Annotated in this window: 14 protein-coding genes and 1 pseudogene; 7 read left to right on the top strand and 8 right to left on the bottom strand. The window is 38.3% G+C overall.

The genetic code is table 11. The features are described from left to right. On the bottom strand, positions 1-1,074 hold the full coding sequence (locus ACFOOI_RS09425; protein ID WP_379837356.1) for a M20 family metallo-hydrolase: 1,074 nt from the start codon (positions 1,072-1,074) through the stop codon (positions 1-3). 138 nt (positions 1,075-1,212) lie between these two features. Between ACFOOI_RS09425 and ACFOOI_RS09420 the strand changes: the two genes are divergently transcribed. Then, entirely contained in the window at positions 1,213-1,602 is a 390-nt protein-coding gene (locus tag ACFOOI_RS09420) for a hypothetical protein (RefSeq protein WP_379837355.1), read from the top strand. On the opposite strand, the gene trhA is transcribed toward ACFOOI_RS09420, so the two are convergent. Genes trhA through ACFOOI_RS09400 form a run of 4 tightly spaced genes read right to left on the bottom strand, consistent with a single transcriptional unit; the run spans position 1,603 to position 5,501 of the window. Continuing rightward, positions 1,603-2,238, bottom strand: coding sequence for a PAQR family membrane homeostasis protein TrhA (gene trhA / locus ACFOOI_RS09415; protein ID WP_379837353.1), 636 nt, complete (start codon positions 2,236-2,238; stop codon positions 1,603-1,605). A 7-nt stretch (positions 2,239-2,245) separates the two neighbouring features. Further along, entirely contained in the window at positions 2,246-3,031 is a 786-nt protein-coding gene (gene argB / locus ACFOOI_RS09410; RefSeq protein ID WP_379837351.1) for an acetylglutamate kinase, read from the bottom strand. Between the two features lie 53 nt (positions 3,032-3,084). Then, complete coding sequence (locus ACFOOI_RS09405) at positions 3,085-4,455, bottom strand: hypothetical protein (protein WP_379837349.1); 1,371 nt, start codon at positions 4,453-4,455, stop codon at positions 3,085-3,087. Next, positions 4,452-5,501, bottom strand: a complete 1,050-nt coding sequence (locus tag ACFOOI_RS09400; protein WP_379837347.1) for a hypothetical protein — start codon at positions 5,499-5,501, stop codon at positions 4,452-4,454. The genes ACFOOI_RS09405 and ACFOOI_RS09400 overlap by 4 nt, the downstream gene beginning before the upstream one ends. Before the next feature lie 401 nt (positions 5,502-5,902). On the opposite strand from ACFOOI_RS09400, the gene ACFOOI_RS09395 reads away from it, so the two are divergent. After that, positions 5,903-6,667, top strand: a complete 765-nt coding sequence (locus ACFOOI_RS09395) for an alpha/beta fold hydrolase (RefSeq protein ID WP_379837345.1) — start codon at positions 5,903-5,905, stop codon at positions 6,665-6,667. Positions 6,668-6,671: 4 nt separating this feature from the next. Continuing rightward, positions 6,672-7,091, top strand: coding sequence for a secondary thiamine-phosphate synthase enzyme YjbQ (locus ACFOOI_RS09390; RefSeq protein ID WP_379837343.1), 420 nt, complete (start codon positions 6,672-6,674; stop codon positions 7,089-7,091). A 6-nt stretch (positions 7,092-7,097) separates the two neighbouring features. On the opposite strand, the gene ACFOOI_RS09385 is transcribed toward ACFOOI_RS09390, so the two are convergent. The 3 genes from ACFOOI_RS09385 to ACFOOI_RS09375 form a co-directional block, all read right to left on the bottom strand. Continuing rightward, on the bottom strand, positions 7,098-9,263 hold the full coding sequence (locus ACFOOI_RS09385; protein ID WP_379837341.1) for a penicillin acylase family protein: 2,166 nt from the start codon (positions 9,261-9,263) through the stop codon (positions 7,098-7,100). A 110-nt stretch (positions 9,264-9,373) separates the two neighbouring features. Continuing rightward, positions 9,374-10,087, bottom strand: a complete 714-nt coding sequence (locus ACFOOI_RS09380; protein ID WP_379837339.1) for a tryptophan-rich sensory protein — start codon at positions 10,085-10,087, stop codon at positions 9,374-9,376. 206 nt (positions 10,088-10,293) lie between these two features. Further along, complete coding sequence (locus ACFOOI_RS09375) at positions 10,294-10,617, bottom strand: PHP domain-containing protein (RefSeq protein ID WP_379840214.1); 324 nt, start codon at positions 10,615-10,617, stop codon at positions 10,294-10,296. 528 nt (positions 10,618-11,145) lie between these two features. Between ACFOOI_RS09375 and ACFOOI_RS09370 the strand changes: the two genes are divergently transcribed. From ACFOOI_RS09370 to ACFOOI_RS09355, 4 genes and pseudogenes are all read left to right on the top strand, one after another. Continuing rightward, positions 11,146-12,000 (top strand): hypothetical protein, encoded by an 855-nt coding sequence (locus ACFOOI_RS09370; protein ID WP_379837337.1) that lies wholly within the window; start codon positions 11,146-11,148, stop codon positions 11,998-12,000. 11 nt (positions 12,001-12,011) lie between these two features. Then, a pseudogene (locus tag ACFOOI_RS09365) lies at positions 12,012-12,416 on the top strand (malate:quinone oxidoreductase); the annotation flags it as partial. 224 nt (positions 12,417-12,640) lie between these two features. Continuing rightward, entirely contained in the window at positions 12,641-13,234 is a 594-nt protein-coding gene (locus ACFOOI_RS09360; RefSeq protein WP_379837335.1) for an RNA polymerase sigma factor, read from the top strand. Positions 13,235-13,243: 9 nt separating this feature from the next. Continuing rightward, entirely contained in the window at positions 13,244-14,284 is a 1,041-nt protein-coding gene (locus ACFOOI_RS09355; protein ID WP_379837333.1) for a FecR family protein, read from the top strand. Positions 14,285-14,406 lie beyond the last annotated feature (122 nt).

The following is a 14,406-nucleotide window of genomic DNA, read 5'->3' as shown; positions in this document are numbered from 1 at the left end:
TTACAGTGAGAGAGCTTCTAGCAATTCGATGTATTTTTCAATTCCGCTTTTGATTTCTTGTAGGTAGATAAACTCATCGGCTGTGTGTGAGCGAGCAGAATCTCCTGGGCCAATTTTTATACTTTTATAAGGCATCAAAGCTTGGTCAGACAGCGTAGGCGAACCGTATGCTTTCATTCCGAGACTTAGTCCTTTTTGCACAATCGGGTGCTCCATGGCTATTCCTGAAGGCTGTAAACGTACTGAGCGAGGTTTCACTTCAGATTTTACACTGCTTTTTATTATTTCTAAAGTCTCTTCAAGTGTATAAGCGTCAGTGGCTCTTACGTCTACCACAAAACTGCAAACGTCAGGCACCACGTTGTGCTGGCTGCCTGCATTTATTTGGGTTACGCTCATTTTTATGGGCCCAAGGCTTTTGGATACTTTAGCAAATTCGTATTTCTTAAACCACTCAATGTCTTCTAGAGCTTCATAAATAGCATTTTTGCCTTCATTTCTGGCGGCATGCCCCGCTATTCCTTTTGCTGTAACATCTAAGACTAGCAAGCCTTTTTCGCCTACAGCCATATCCATCAAAGTAGGTTCGCCCACTATGGCGAGGTCTATTTTGGGAAGGTGTTTTACCAGCAATTCCATGCCGTTTACTCCCGATATTTCTTCTTCGGCTGATGCCGCAAACACGAGGTTGAATGCTAGATTTTCTTTCTCATAAAAATATAAAAAAGTGGCCAAAAGGCTTACTAATGGTCCGCCTGCGTCGTTGCTACCAAGTCCGAAAAGTTTCCCGTCTGCTATTTGAGCTTTAAACGGGTCTTTGGTATAAGAAATATTTGGCTTTACGGTGTCGTGGTGAGAGTTTAAAAGTATAGTCGGAAGGGCAGCATCGAAGTTTTTATTTTTTGCAAAAACATTGTTTTTAATACGCTCAAATGGTATGTTTTTTTGATTAAAAAAATCGGTAAACTGATCTGCAGTTTGTGACTCTTCGCGAGAAAGCGAGGGTGTTTCTATTAATTTTTTGAGAAAATCGACTGCAAAACTGTTTAATTCTTCTAATCTTTGACTATCCATTCGTTATTTTTTTTATTGGCAAAAGTAAAATTTACTTACATTCCAACCTATTTCTTTCTTAAAGAATCTATAGTATATCAGTAAAGTTTTTTAATAACAGCTGTTGAAATTATTTTTTTAATAAAAATCCAAAATCAAATGAAGTATTTAATTGGCGTATTGTTATTGGGAATGGTGGCTTGCACCAAAGTAGAAGTTGCCGCCGATGGGATTGTAGGAAACTGGAATTGGGTACAAAGCCAAGGGGGAATAGCCGGAGTAACCATAAAAGCAAACGAAAACAACAAGCGAACTATGTTTTACGGAGGTGACTTAACCTACCGTTTTTTTGAAAATGGGGTAGAAAAAAGTTCAGGTACCTATAAGCTAACCACAGGAAAATCAATCACAAGCACCGAAGTTGTGCCGCTCATAGAACTTAGTTCAAACGGAATAGGAAAAATGTCATATCACATCTCGAGCGATACTTTATATCTATTTGACGAGGTTTATGATGGTTTTGGGCACACCTATGTGCGAGCAAAATAATTACAGAATAACAAGCACACCCACCCAATGAAGTATGGCGGCCGCCAATACAAACATGTGCCAAATGAAATGATTGTACGGAATCTTTCTGTTTTGATAGAATATTACGCCTATTAGGTAGGAAAGCCCACCAGCTAGTATAAAATAAATGGCTTTCTGCGGTATGCTGTGCCAAAAGTCGGTACCTAAAAACACCACCATAGAGCCAATGAAAATGTAAATTAGGCTAGAGAGTAATCTGAATTTTCCGGTGAAAAATATCTTTTTGATTATGCCCAAAGCAATGAGCGTCCACTGAATACTTAGAAACCAAACCGCCGTGTTGTTTGGGGTATATTTAACTACAAAAGGCACATAGGAGCCTCCTATTAAGAAAAATATACTGATGTGGTCAAACATCCGAAGTGTTTTTTTGACTTTGGGATTGTCAAAAGCATGGTAAAGTGTGGAGGTGGTAAAAACCAAAAGCATCGTAAAGGAATAAAACGCCACAGCAAACACAAAAGAATCGTTGTTGTTTTTGGTTGCCAAGCTTATCAAAAGTGGGCTCGCTATTACGGCAAATAGTATTCCAAAACCGTGCGAAAGTGAATTTGCGATTTCGGCCTTTAGTGAAGCTGGTTTTTCTTCTTTCAATTTCTTGTTATTTTAGCGAAATGTATGTGCCGGCCTGCCCTTGTTCTATGGCTTCATGAAGTTGCTCCGCCTGACAAATGATAACATTTTTTACACCGGCTCTCACGGCTGCAAATGCATTGTCAAGTTTAGGAATCATTCCTTCATAAATCACCCCTTCAGATTTGTATTTTTCGTAGGTTTCGGGCACCAACTTTGATATAACGGAGTCGTCGTCTTCGGGGTTCGACAAAACGCCTTTTTTCTCAAAACAATATACCAGATTTACGTCTGCATGCGAAGCTAACGCTGTAGCCACCGCTGACGCTTGCGTATCGGCATTGGTATTTAGCATAAAACCTTGTGGGTCAAATGTTAGTGGAGCAAAAATAGGGGTGATGTTTTGATTGATAAGTGAAAGGATAAAAGTGTCGTTTACCTTTTCTATGTCTCCCACAAAACCGTAGTCGATGGTTTTTACGGGTCGTTTTTTTGCTATAATTACCTGAGCATCAGCTCCAGTAAGGCCTATGGCGTTACAATTGTTTCCTTGAAGTGCAGCCACTATTTTTTTATTAACTAAGCCACCGTATACCATCGTGACCACATCTCGCATTGGTTCGTCGGTGATTCTTCGGCCTTCTACCATGGTGGTTTTTATGCCCAGTTGTTCGGCTAATTTTGTGGCTATTTTGCCACCGCCGTGTATCAATATTTTGGGGCCCTGTAGTTTACTAAAATCACGAAGAAAAGAAGCGAGTTTTTCTTCGTGATCTATTATGTTTCCTCCTATTTTTATTACGTTTATCTGCATATTTCTAATTCTTTTCTTTCACAAAAATCGGAAATTAGATTTAAAATCAGGCTTTAATTTTCATTAAAACCTTCAGATATAGCTTTTCTTAGTGCTTGGTGAGGTCTTAAACCGTTGTTTCTGACTGTTCTAGGTGTTATTTCGTCTCGATTTTCTCTGCCAGTTTGTACTTTTTCAAGGAGCTTTTTGCGATATTCTTCAAATTCTTCGTTGCTCATGCTATTTCGGTTGTTTACGCCACTGTCGTAGCCGTCACTGTAGCTGCTCACTCTGCCAGATTCTATCGTTAGTTTTATTTTTTCGTTTATGGCCAATAGGTCTGCTTCTAACTTCTGTTTTTTGACCGAAAGTTCTTCTAAATTAGGGAAAAGTGCCAAGCGTGCGTCTTCATATTCCAAGGCTTTTTTTGCCGTTATCCATGGTTTTTTAATTTCATTTAAAACCTTTGTATGTTTTCTGATTTTTCGCTGGGCTCGGTTCCGGACAGGGTGCAGCTGTAGCCAACGTTTCCAATATACGTGCAAAATAGGAAAGGCAATGCCCAAGCAAATGGCTCCCGCTAGGGCAAATAACACCCCGCTTAGCACAAAAGAAAGCAGTGCCCAAGGGCTATCCACTAGTTTTTGATTCAGTAGGTCGTATGCTTTTAGTTTTTCTTCTATTTTTTGAGTGATAACCGGATTCGCTACCGCACCCGCATCCGCCACCAAAGGCGTATTTTCTAACTGCAGCGACTTAATTTCTCTGTTTATACTTTCTTTTAGCTTGTCGGTTTTGTAGGCTTCGTACCTAAACCAACCTAAAATGGTAAGTGTACTGATAGAAATCACCAAGAGAATAATCTGAAAATAACCGTAATTCTTTTTAGTTTTTTCATTGTAGTTATTCAAATACGGCTGTTCTATGAGGCGTTCGTAAGCCGGTTTTAGTAACACCGAAACCGATGCCAAACCTACCGCAAAAGCCCAGGCCTCAAAGGTATTTCGGATGTTAAGTGCATAAGCCACAATTTCATGTGAAATGATTAAATCGCCAGCAATAAAAGTAGCCCCAGCCACGAAATATAGAATGCCAGCCAAAAACGGATACGAAGTATGGGTCTTTGCTTTTTCTTCTTTAATTTCTGCTATGCGGTTTTGGTGAAACGCAATCTCATTTTCTTGGTGTTTTACCAAATGGTCCTGTTCTTCAAAAAGCTGTCCTTTGACTTGTTTTTCTTTTAATATTTCAAGAGTCTCTGCTTTTGTTTTGCTTATGGTTTCATTTGTTTCTACAAGCTGCTCTTGGTAGTACTGTTTGGTTTCTGTGAGCCAATCAAAACTCACTTCGCTCGACAGGAACCCTTCGTAATTTGACTTTTCGAGGTTTTCAAGCCCATTTTCAAAGCCTTTATCAAAATCTTCGTTGTTATTTTCTAATGTCATTTTTCTAAAATATTAGATATCTGTGACTTGCTTAATTTATTTTTGTATGCTTTGGCTAAATTGTATTCACTTACAAATAAGCCTATTAGCGTTTCTTTTTGACTCAGCAATGCGTTTATTTCCCCTTCTGCATGATTTAGTTCAGGCACTATTTTCCATTTCTTAATTCTAAGTGCCTCTATTTCGTCTTCCAGCTTGTTTTTGTCTGTGGTCCAGGTGGTGCTCACTGCTTTTTTGTCGCCTTTGAGTGTGTTGTTTTTTGCAAACAATCGCCATTCTGTTTTGAGTTTAGTTATGCTGCTCAGGAGTATTTTTCCCGAAACCATAAACATGAAAAACACAAAAACAAAAAGTGCGATGGCCTTGTAGATGGCCTGATTTTCTACAACCTGCACAAATACAAATAACGATGCCGCAAAAGGCACCCCAAATTCTTCAAGAAGCGATTTCCAAGTCAGTTTTTGCTCACTTTGGTGTAATACTGAAAGTGGGTTATAAAGCGAAAACATACCCGTCAAAAACACACCCCACGAAATATATCTGTGCGATTCAGGAAAGCTGATTTGGAGACTTTGGTCTATTAAAAAATAGTTTCCAAAGCACATGCCGAGCGATATTAACAGGCCGATAGCCACACGCCAAAGTTGCTCGTCTTGAAAATCTGCCGCAGTAGTTGCTTCGCTTTTTTGGATAATGGCCTGCAATTCATTGTGCTTTTTTTCAATAAAAAGATTTAGCTCACCTATTTTTTCTGCCAGTTCTTCTTTGGTTTTCTGCAGTTTAGCCGTCTTTTGGTTGAAATACGCACTTATGATCTGAAGTTTATCGTCCATGTTTGCCTCCGACAAACCAAAAAGTACGCCTTCGTCGCGAAGGGCTTCTTCGTTGGCCAACCAATGCGGAAAGTTAACCTCTGCGATGGGTTCTTGTGAAAGTTTAGGCAATTCTTCAGGGAGGATTTCTTGGGTGAAAACTGTGTCAGTCTCCAAGCTTTCTTCTTTATTTTCTTTCGAAAAAAATGCCTGTAATTTATCTAGTATAGTCATTTTTAACTCGCTTTTTATTCTTAATAAAAATTATAACCATAAAGGTGCCCATAAAAGTATATACGAGGCGAACTATTTGTGATGAATGGCTTTTGCGTAGACTTTTTCTTGAAAATAATCTTAAATAAACTTAGTTAGGTTATAAATTTCCCTAGGTTAATGTATTGAGTATAAGCTAAACTGTTTTTTGGGGAGAAAAAAAGTGATCATTGAGTAGCATGTATAAAGCAGCAAGTATTTAGTACAATGTAACGAGTAGTAGTGAAACAAGTAATGAGCATTAACCATTCAGCATTAACCATTAATAACAAGGGTAGTGCAAAAAAGTATTTTTTCAATGATTTAACCCTTTTCTAAGCCTTTCCCTTTAAATTTGTACCGAATCAAAAAAACTGAAAGACATGGAGCTTTTTTTTAGGAAAATAGGTGAGGGAAAACCATTGGTGGTATTGCATGGCGTATTTGGGTCGTCTGATAATTTATATACAGTCTCAAAAAACATTGCAGATCTAGGCTATGCCGTTTACACCCTCGACGCCCGAAATCACGGGCAATCTCCTTGGTCTGACGTATTTGATTATGATGTGATGGCAGCAGATTTGAATGACTTTTTGAATCAGCACGATATTCAAAATCCCGTAATTTTAGGGCATTCAATGGGCGGGAAAACCGTTATGAACTTCGCCGCCAAGTACGATAACTTCGAAAAGATTATTGTTGTAGACATAGCCCCGAGGTTTTATCCAACCCACCACAATCACATTTTAGCAGGACTTGCGGCTATTAAACTCGACGAACTTAAAAGTAGAAAAGACGCGGATGATATTTTTTCTCAATATGTTTCTGACTTTGGCGAGCGACAATTTATCCTCAAAAACTTATACAGAACAGACGATAATAAATTTGCTTGGCGAATAAATATTCCGGTAATAAGCAAAGAGATATATAAAATTGGAGAGGAAATTACATTCGACAGAATATCTCAAAAACCAGCCATGATCATGCGAGGGAGCGATTCTGGCTATGTAAAAGAAGATGATTTTGAACAATTCAAACAAAGTTTTCCAAATGCCGAACTTGTCACCATTGAAGGTGCTAACCATTGGGTACATGCCTTAAAACCAGCGGAATTTGTAAGCAATGTGGTGAGATTTATAAAAGCGTAATTTCATGAGTTTTCATCAAAAAGAAATAAGACTGCCAGCCTACCGAAGAGGGTTTCATATCGTCACCGACACCATCGTGGGTCACCTACCTGAGCTGAAAACTATTGAGGTGGGTTTTCTTCAAGTTTTTATTAAACATACTTCTGCGAGTTTAACGATAAACGAAAACTGCGACCCCACCGTAAGAGGCGATTTTGAGCGGCATTTTAATTTGCTTTTTCCTGAAGATGCACAGCACTACCAGCACGATTATGAAGGTTCAGATGATATGCCTGCTCATTTAAAATCTTCGACTTTGGGCTGCCAAGTGATGATTCCAATCACCAAAGGAAGATTAAATCTCGGCACTTGGCAAGGAATATATCTGTGTGAACACCGCAACCACGACACAGGCAGAACGCTGGTGCTCACACTGATGAGTTGAGGATCATTATTGCCCCGGATTGTATTTTCTAACTGCGTTTTTCTCTATGTCTTCTGGGTAAAAAAGCACATCTTTAAACTGCCCATTTACAAACATTTCGGCTTGGTCGTTGAAGTTTTTTGAGTTTACATCGCCACTCACACCACCTGCCAATAGCGACTTCGCTTTTATTCTTTCTCCAAATTCTACCGCACACACAAAACTGTTTCCACTATAGCCGTAGCGTTTTTTTGAGCCATTTACTGTCCTGCTATTAAATGATGGCAAGCAACCCCACAGTGCCGACGCATTTCTCATAGCAAAGCTTGGTTGGCTATCGTCGTTTTCGGTTGGGATATTGTTATTTAATCGCTGAAATCTGTTAATCTCACCCCAGGTTACGCCCCATGTTCCAAAGTTTTGCTTCAAGGTGTTAATTACATCTTTCATAGCGGCTATCAGCTCTTCGGGTGAGGCGTTGGCTATAAAATACTTGGTGCTTTCCACTTGGTCCATTTCGCCTTGGTCTACATATATTTTACGGATACTGGGGTTTAATCTTTGTGCCCATTCTATAGCCAATAGTGCCTCAATGGAGTTTTCGTCAACCCTATAATCCCAATCTTTAAACATGTCTCTGATGGGCATAATCTCAAGGTCTACTTTGTCTTTGGTTTTTTCTACAAAACCCGGAATCAGTACCTCAAAAGCCGGCAAAAAGTTATCGTAACCAAGTTTTATAAGCTCATCGAGGTTTATGCTGTCCACTTTGCTGAGCAATCTTGTGGCATTAACTCCTCTAAAGTTTTCGCCATCTGGAGCCATATAAGAGGGGTAGTTGGTTTTGATGGGACTATTGTTTCCGGCAGAAGTAAAAGGTGTAGAGTTACAGTTTTGTATCCAGCCGTTATCTGGGTTGTAAACGTGCACGGTTTCCGAAACCTCGTGTAGGCCTTTATATTCGGTCTCTTTTGTGCTTCCATCTACGGGTTTCGACCAATTGAGTTTAAAGTCTCTAATCGGCATATAGTTTCCGTGCCAATAGGCAATATTTCCTTTATTGTCTGCAAAAACGGTGTTGTTTGAGGTATTCGCCTTTAAATTCATGGCTGCCATGTAGTCTTGCATGCCCTTGGCTTTGGTTCTAATCCAGCTTTGTTCTAAGCTTTTGGCCGCCCTGTTGTATGATTTCAAACTTACCCAATTGTCGCCTTCTATGGCCATTATTGGGCCATGATGGGTGGTATATTCTTTGAAGATTTTAACTTTTATTTTATCATTTTCCAAATATTTTATCTGTATTTCCTCTGTTTTTATGGGTTTAAGCGTGTTTTCGTACTGGTAATAAAGTTTATTTTTACGAGTGGTAACTTTCTCTAAATAAGTATCTGCCACATCGGCATTTGATGAGGTGTGCATCCACCCACAGTAGGGGTTAAAGCCTTGGTAAATAAAGAATTGCCCCCAAGTTACGGCTCCGTATGCGTTAAGCCCTTCGCCACTTTTTACGTGTACTTCAGGCCTAAAATAAAACGTAGTATGTGGGTTTATATATAACATTGCATAGCCACTTTTGCTGAGTTTTGGTGCTATCGCAAAGCCATTTGAGCCAGTTTGTTCGTAGTCTTCATTTAATTTCTTAACTGCACCCACTTTGCTTTCTCCAGCATAAAATGCCTTTAAGTCGCCAATACTCAAGTCGGCGGTGCTGATGGCTCCGATGCTCCCGTCTGTCCATAGTAAAGGGTACCAAGGCTCAAATCTCGTTAAAAGCTTTGGAGCGGTTTCGGGATGTGTATATAAGTAATAATTCATGCCGGCTGCAAAAGAATCGAGGAGTTTTTTCATCCAAGGTTGTGCATTTTTGTAGTCTGCTTTGGCATCGCTTTCTTTTATCAAAATACGAATTTGAAGGTCGTCGTAGAGTTTGCTTTCGCCATATATTTCTGAGAGTCTTCCCAGTTTTTCGAGGTAATTGAGCTCTATTCTTTTGAAGTCATCTTCGCATTGGGCATACATAAGGCCAAATACGGCATCGGCGTCAGTAACACCCTCTATGTGTGGAATACCCCAGTTATCGCGGGTGATAGTTACGTTTTGAGCTTGTTCTTTCCATTTTTCAACTTCGTTTTTTGTGAACTTTTGGGAAAAACCCACAAACGAAATCAGGACTAAAAGAATGGTCTTATACATAGATCAGAGTTTTAAAGGATGAAATGTAGCTTGAATTTAGAGCAAAAAAGTCAGTTGCCCAAACCTAAAGTTTTATCCAAGCCACATTTCATATATGCTGATATCAAAATCTACACGTTTAGTCTTTTGTTTTTTAAGTGAAGAAATACGCCTACTAACACAAAAGCTCCACCAAATAATATGCCGATGGTGATAATTGGATATTGTTCTAATGCCGCACTTCTTTTGATATAAATACCCAAAAAAGCCCACAAAATAGCGGCTGCAATAAACGAGTTTTTCAGTTGGGTGATTGCAAATGCCCCAATGACTCCGCCGATGGCTATCATAATAAACGTCCAGTTTGCTTCTGACATAAAACCTCCCTGCCAGTCTGAACCAACCAAAAGTGCAGTTACATTGGCAATTGTTGCTACGCAAATCCATCCTAAATATACACCAAAGGATGCTTTTGAGAGCGTATCGGAGGTTTTGTTTTCTTGATTTATCAATATTAATGAACCGAGAATCACTAACATTATGACAAGCGAGAGCCAAAGTATTTCATAATGCCAAGCAAATATCCAGCTCGCATTTGCGAAAAAGTTGATAATTATCCATTTACTGACTTCTTTCTTTTTTATCCAAACATTTACCACAAAAGCCAGCAATAGTAAATATATAACGCCCCAAATAGAGAACGTTAGTCCTGCCGGAACAAAGAGATTGGGGTATTGATCTGAAAGTTCGCCTGTGTTTTTGCCATTTAGCGGCAGTCCGTTTGCCAAGCCGTTGCAGCCCAACATGACTATATATGCGATGCTCAATAAGATTCTATTTCCCATTAGTTTTAAGGTTTTAAGGTTTGACAATATACAAGTATACTTATTTGGTTGTGGTTTTGTTGTAAAAGGCATTATTTTAATTTTAGAGAAGTCTATGCAAGTTTAAAATCCATAAGGCATAAACTTAAATTAGCTTTTAAGATGTTTTTTGGAAAAAATACTTAAACCGATCGTGCCATTTTTTAAGGTTCAATATATATCAGACACTATTTTTTTGAAATAAATATTCGCGGGCATTCTGTTTTTTGATGAGAGTGCTTTGATAGAAAGCGGTTAAGCTCTTCAAAGCCCGTATTGTTTTCGGCCAACGCGACATAAAGCCTCCTTGCTCCATTTCTGAAGTCAACACCCAGCACAGACTGAATCCCATACTTTGAGGTAAGCCTCACAAAGCTCAGGCAAGCCGAGGTGTTGTTGATGTCGGTCAAAGCCATCACATCCAAACCATGAGTTTGGCCCATGACCAATAGTTCTTTTTCAGAGAAGGTACCATAACGAAGGGTGTAGTATGTGTGACAATTGAGATATATAATAAGCGAGCTTCCAAAGGCTCATCTACAAGTGATTAAAGACTTCTTAAAAGTTATTGTGAGATAAGGCCATTTCAGCCCCTATTTCTTGTTTCGAAGCAAATGTACTGAGGTGTTCCTTTAGCTCAAATATTTAGCTTTTATTGCTAAATATTTTGTCTTTTCTACTTTAATTATCATATAATCAGAGTCTAAGATGAATATTATTAACTCAGTTATTTACTGAAAAATAAAATATTTTGAAAATATTTTAAAAAAATACATCACCGATATATATAATGTGCTGAAATAAAAATCTTTCATTATGAAAAAAAAGTAAGTTGCCGTCTGGTAAAGTGATTATCTTTGTTGGTCTATTGCTTCTAGTGATATTGAGTAGTTTTAGGTAAGATTCCTGTTGGTTTGGATGGTGTGACTCGGCACCACCAGTAACTTTTGAGGGTAACGGAAATGGAACAAATGGCAATTGTGTGGTTTATCAACCTCAAGAATACAGGTTTTTTTTTGGAATAGTTTTCCGTACAAGAAATGATGAGAATACAGTCGAGTGTCAAGGTGCATATCAATAAGTTTACTTTAATCATCATATTGCTGTTGCATTACGGTAATGTTTTTACCCAAGAATTGATTCGAGTTCAAGGTAAAATTTTAAATACAAGTAGTGTAGGAATTCCCTTTGCCTCCGTTTCAACAAAAAACAAATATGGCTGCATAGCGAATGAGAAGGGTGAATTTATAATTAATGCTGGTCTAGACGACAGCTTGTACTTTAGTTCTGTGGGATATGTGCACAGCAGTAAAAGTGTGAGTGAAATTACCAAGAATAACAATATTATTGTACTTGATAGCATCTCCTATAATTTGGGAGAGCTTGTCGTGACAAATGCACCGATGGAAACTCTAAACTCACGGAAGAAACGAATTATTAGGCATGGCTATAGGATGACTAGTAATTTTTGGCATGGCACTGTTTACTTGAATAAAAGCTTAAAAAATAAACAATTGCTTGCCGTTCGCTTTAAAGCCGGTTTTCGTGGTAGCCCTCCCTTGGCTCTCAGATTGGGTGTATTTAGTTTGGATGAAAGGGGCTTCCCGAAAGAGAACCTATTGAAAAAAGAGGTCATCATTCCCACTACAAACAAGTACGAATGGAAAAGTGTGGATCTGGAAAACCAAGAATTGCTCCTTAATCAGGATAAGCTTTGTGTGGCTTTGGAGCTCATTAATCCTAGTACAGGAAATTTAATCTTAAATGAAAAATATAGCCCCCTAATCGGGACAATTGAGTCCAGAGACCAATATCCGGTGTTTATTACCAATAAACTTAATAAATGGGTAAAACTCGGCAAGAGTTGCCCTTATTTTGAGCTTACAATTCGTTAGTTAAACTCACCAAATACCTCATAGACCAAGTTAGACTTTCGTTTGAAGACCGCATGGATGCTCTTAGGGAGTATTTTCCGGAGGCGAAAAACCAAGACTGGGAAATAAAAGTGGCCGGACAGCGTGTGCAAGTTATTAAAAAAGATGATGAGCAAGTAGGTATTTTAGGTTTCGGAACGGAGGTTGTTCACTGTGCTGATGGTACTTTGGCTGCACTTTTGGGTGCTTCGCCGGGTGCGTCTACAGCGGTTTCTATTATGCTCGATGTGCTAGAAAAATGTTTTCCAGAATATCACAGCAAAGAATGGCAAGATATCTTCACCCAAATGATTCCTTACAGAGCCAAAGATTTAATAGCAACTCCTGAAAACGTATCAAAAGCCAGAGCTATCTCTCAGGTTTTGTTTGAAAATTAATGTGAAGGTTTAGCTTTCTGTAATTTATTTATTATCAGAAATTTAGCTTTGTCTTTGCTGAAGTTTGCTGTTGTTTTTGTAGGTATTTATAAAAAAAAGTAAATTTTTTTGAGGATTAATTATAGTGCATCGCCTCTATCTGTTTAAACGTTAAAATAGTTTTATATTTACTCAAAATATTGCAATTTTTAAACAAAATTTAAACGAATAGTATTTAGTAGCGTATGTTAAATCAACAATCTGATAGCAAACTATGGCAATCCTTCCAATCGGGCGATAGGAGTGCATTTGAGCAGATTCTTGAGCAGCATTATCATGCAATGCTAAACTATGGGTATCGTCTGGTTCAAAACAAAGACCTTGCCTATGACTGTATCCAAGATTTTTTTGTGGAACTCTGGAATAGACGCCAGTTTTTGGACACGCCTCAGTCTATAAAAGCCTATTTGTTGGCTTCTTATAAAAGAAGATTACTTAAAGAAAAAGGCAAGAATTTTTGGAATAAAAACACCACCCAACTTAACGACGATATAGATATTGAAGTCCAATTTAATATTGAGTCTTATTTAATAAATAACGAGATAGAGCATGAAACCCTCATTAGGCTCGAAAAAGAACTCGCAAGCCTCAGCAAGCGACAAAGAGAGGCACTTTACCTTCGGTTTTACCAAGAATTAGAATACGATGAAATATCAAAAATAATGGATATTAATCATCATTCTTCCATCAATCTAGTGTATGAAGCCCTAAAATCTATGCGAAAAAATTGGGTAATGTCTGTGTTAGTTCCGGTATGCATCGCCTTCCATAATTTGTAGTTAAAAAACATGAAAGATATAAATTTTTACACCACTGAAGATTTCGTCCAAGACCTCAATTTCAGGAAATGGGTACTGGGCAAACTGCCTCAAAAAGACACTTTTTGGGAAGACTGGTTGGCAGATAACCCTCAAAAAGCAAGTATGGTAGAAGAAGCCAAAACCTTGGTGGTGGCCACTCGTATAAATGAATTGGAACATTATAACCATGAAAATACAGAAGGTATTGCTAATATAATGAGCCAAATAAAGCCCATAAATAAATGGCTGAAATACAGAAAGATTGTTGCAATAGCCGCTTCTGTTGTTATTGTTTTGGGTGTTTTCCTGAAATACTCCGGTAGTTTAAACATGCCCTTTAACAAACAAATAAGTAACAATGAAACCGAAAATAAAAGCCCAAGCACTTTGGTAATGACGCTTTCGGATGGCACAGTGGTTACACTCAAAAAAGACAGTAAACTGCAAGTTTCTGAAGATTTTGGCGGGCAGTTTAGAACAGTTACTTTAAGCGGAGAAGCGTTTTTTGAAGTAAAAAAAGACCCTGAACATCCATTTTTAGTGATTGCGGGGGGTGTGGTTACGAAGGTTTTGGGAACTAGCTTTACCGTAAGGGCATACCAAGGCGAGACCAAAACTTCGGTAGCCGTAAAAACTGGAAAAGTAACAGTTTACCAAGAAAAAAGTATGAAGCAAAGCAACCATCCCGATCAGATTTTGTTGACGCCAAATCAGCAGGCGATTTTTGAGAAAGGAAATGGTAAAATAGTTAAGACTTTGGTAGAAAAACCAATGCTTTTAAACAAAAAAGAAGAGCTACTCAAATTTGATTATAACGAGACACCGATTGTAACCGTGTTGAGCCAACTAGAAGACGCTTATGGCGTAAAAATGGTATTTGATGCCGAGCTTTTGGCAAACTGTAACCTCACTGCTGCTTTCGGTAACGAACCCCTTTATGACAAAATAGATATTATCTGTGAAACTATTCAAGCTAAATACGAAATAGCTGATGGTCAGATAGTTATTTATGCTAGAGGCTGCAAATGATTTTTGGAAAACCTACAGAATAATAAACGATCGTTCAATCATTTTAACCTAAAATTAGTCAGTATGATTAAAAAATAACAACCTTAAAAAAAAGAAAGTCGATGATGTTTGCACCATCACCG

Source organism: Lacihabitans lacunae, from assembly GCF_042649125.1.
GTDB lineage: Bacteria > Bacteroidota > Bacteroidia > Cytophagales > Spirosomataceae > Leadbetterella > Leadbetterella lacunae.
The sequence above is the reverse complement of the archived record's forward strand: the minus strand, read 5'-3'. Positions and strand labels throughout refer to the sequence as shown.

Bases quoted from the DNA above. Each gene is read 5' to 3' on its own strand.
- ACFOOI_RS09425 (WP_379837356.1), bottom strand. From the start codon at position 1,074: ATGGATAGTCAAAGATTAGAAGAATTAAACAGTTTTGCAGTCGATTTT.
- ACFOOI_RS09420 (WP_379837355.1), top strand. From the start codon at position 1,213: ATGAAGTATTTAATTGGCGTATTGTTATTGGGAATGGTGGCTTGCACC.
- argB (WP_379837351.1), bottom strand. From the start codon at position 3,031: ATGCAGATAAACGTAATAAAAATAGGAGGAAACATAATAGATCACGAA.
- ACFOOI_RS09405 (WP_379837349.1), bottom strand. From the start codon at position 4,455: ATGACATTAGAAAATAACAACGAAGATTTTGATAAAGGCTTTGAAAAT.
- ACFOOI_RS09400 (WP_379837347.1), bottom strand. From the start codon at position 5,501: ATGACTATACTAGATAAATTACAGGCATTTTTTTCGAAAGAAAATAAA.
- ACFOOI_RS09395 (WP_379837345.1), top strand. From the start codon at position 5,903: ATGGAGCTTTTTTTTAGGAAAATAGGTGAGGGAAAACCATTGGTGGTA.
- ACFOOI_RS09390 (WP_379837343.1), top strand. From the start codon at position 6,672: ATGAGTTTTCATCAAAAAGAAATAAGACTGCCAGCCTACCGAAGAGGG.
- ACFOOI_RS09385 (WP_379837341.1), bottom strand. From the start codon at position 9,263: ATGTATAAGACCATTCTTTTAGTCCTGATTTCGTTTGTGGGTTTTTCC.
- ACFOOI_RS09380 (WP_379837339.1), bottom strand. From the start codon at position 10,087: ATGGGAAATAGAATCTTATTGAGCATCGCATATATAGTCATGTTGGGC.
- ACFOOI_RS09370 (WP_379837337.1), top strand. From the start codon at position 11,146: ATGATGAGAATACAGTCGAGTGTCAAGGTGCATATCAATAAGTTTACT.
- ACFOOI_RS09360 (WP_379837335.1), top strand. From the start codon at position 12,641: ATGTTAAATCAACAATCTGATAGCAAACTATGGCAATCCTTCCAATCG.
- ACFOOI_RS09355 (WP_379837333.1), top strand. From the start codon at position 13,244: ATGAAAGATATAAATTTTTACACCACTGAAGATTTCGTCCAAGACCTC.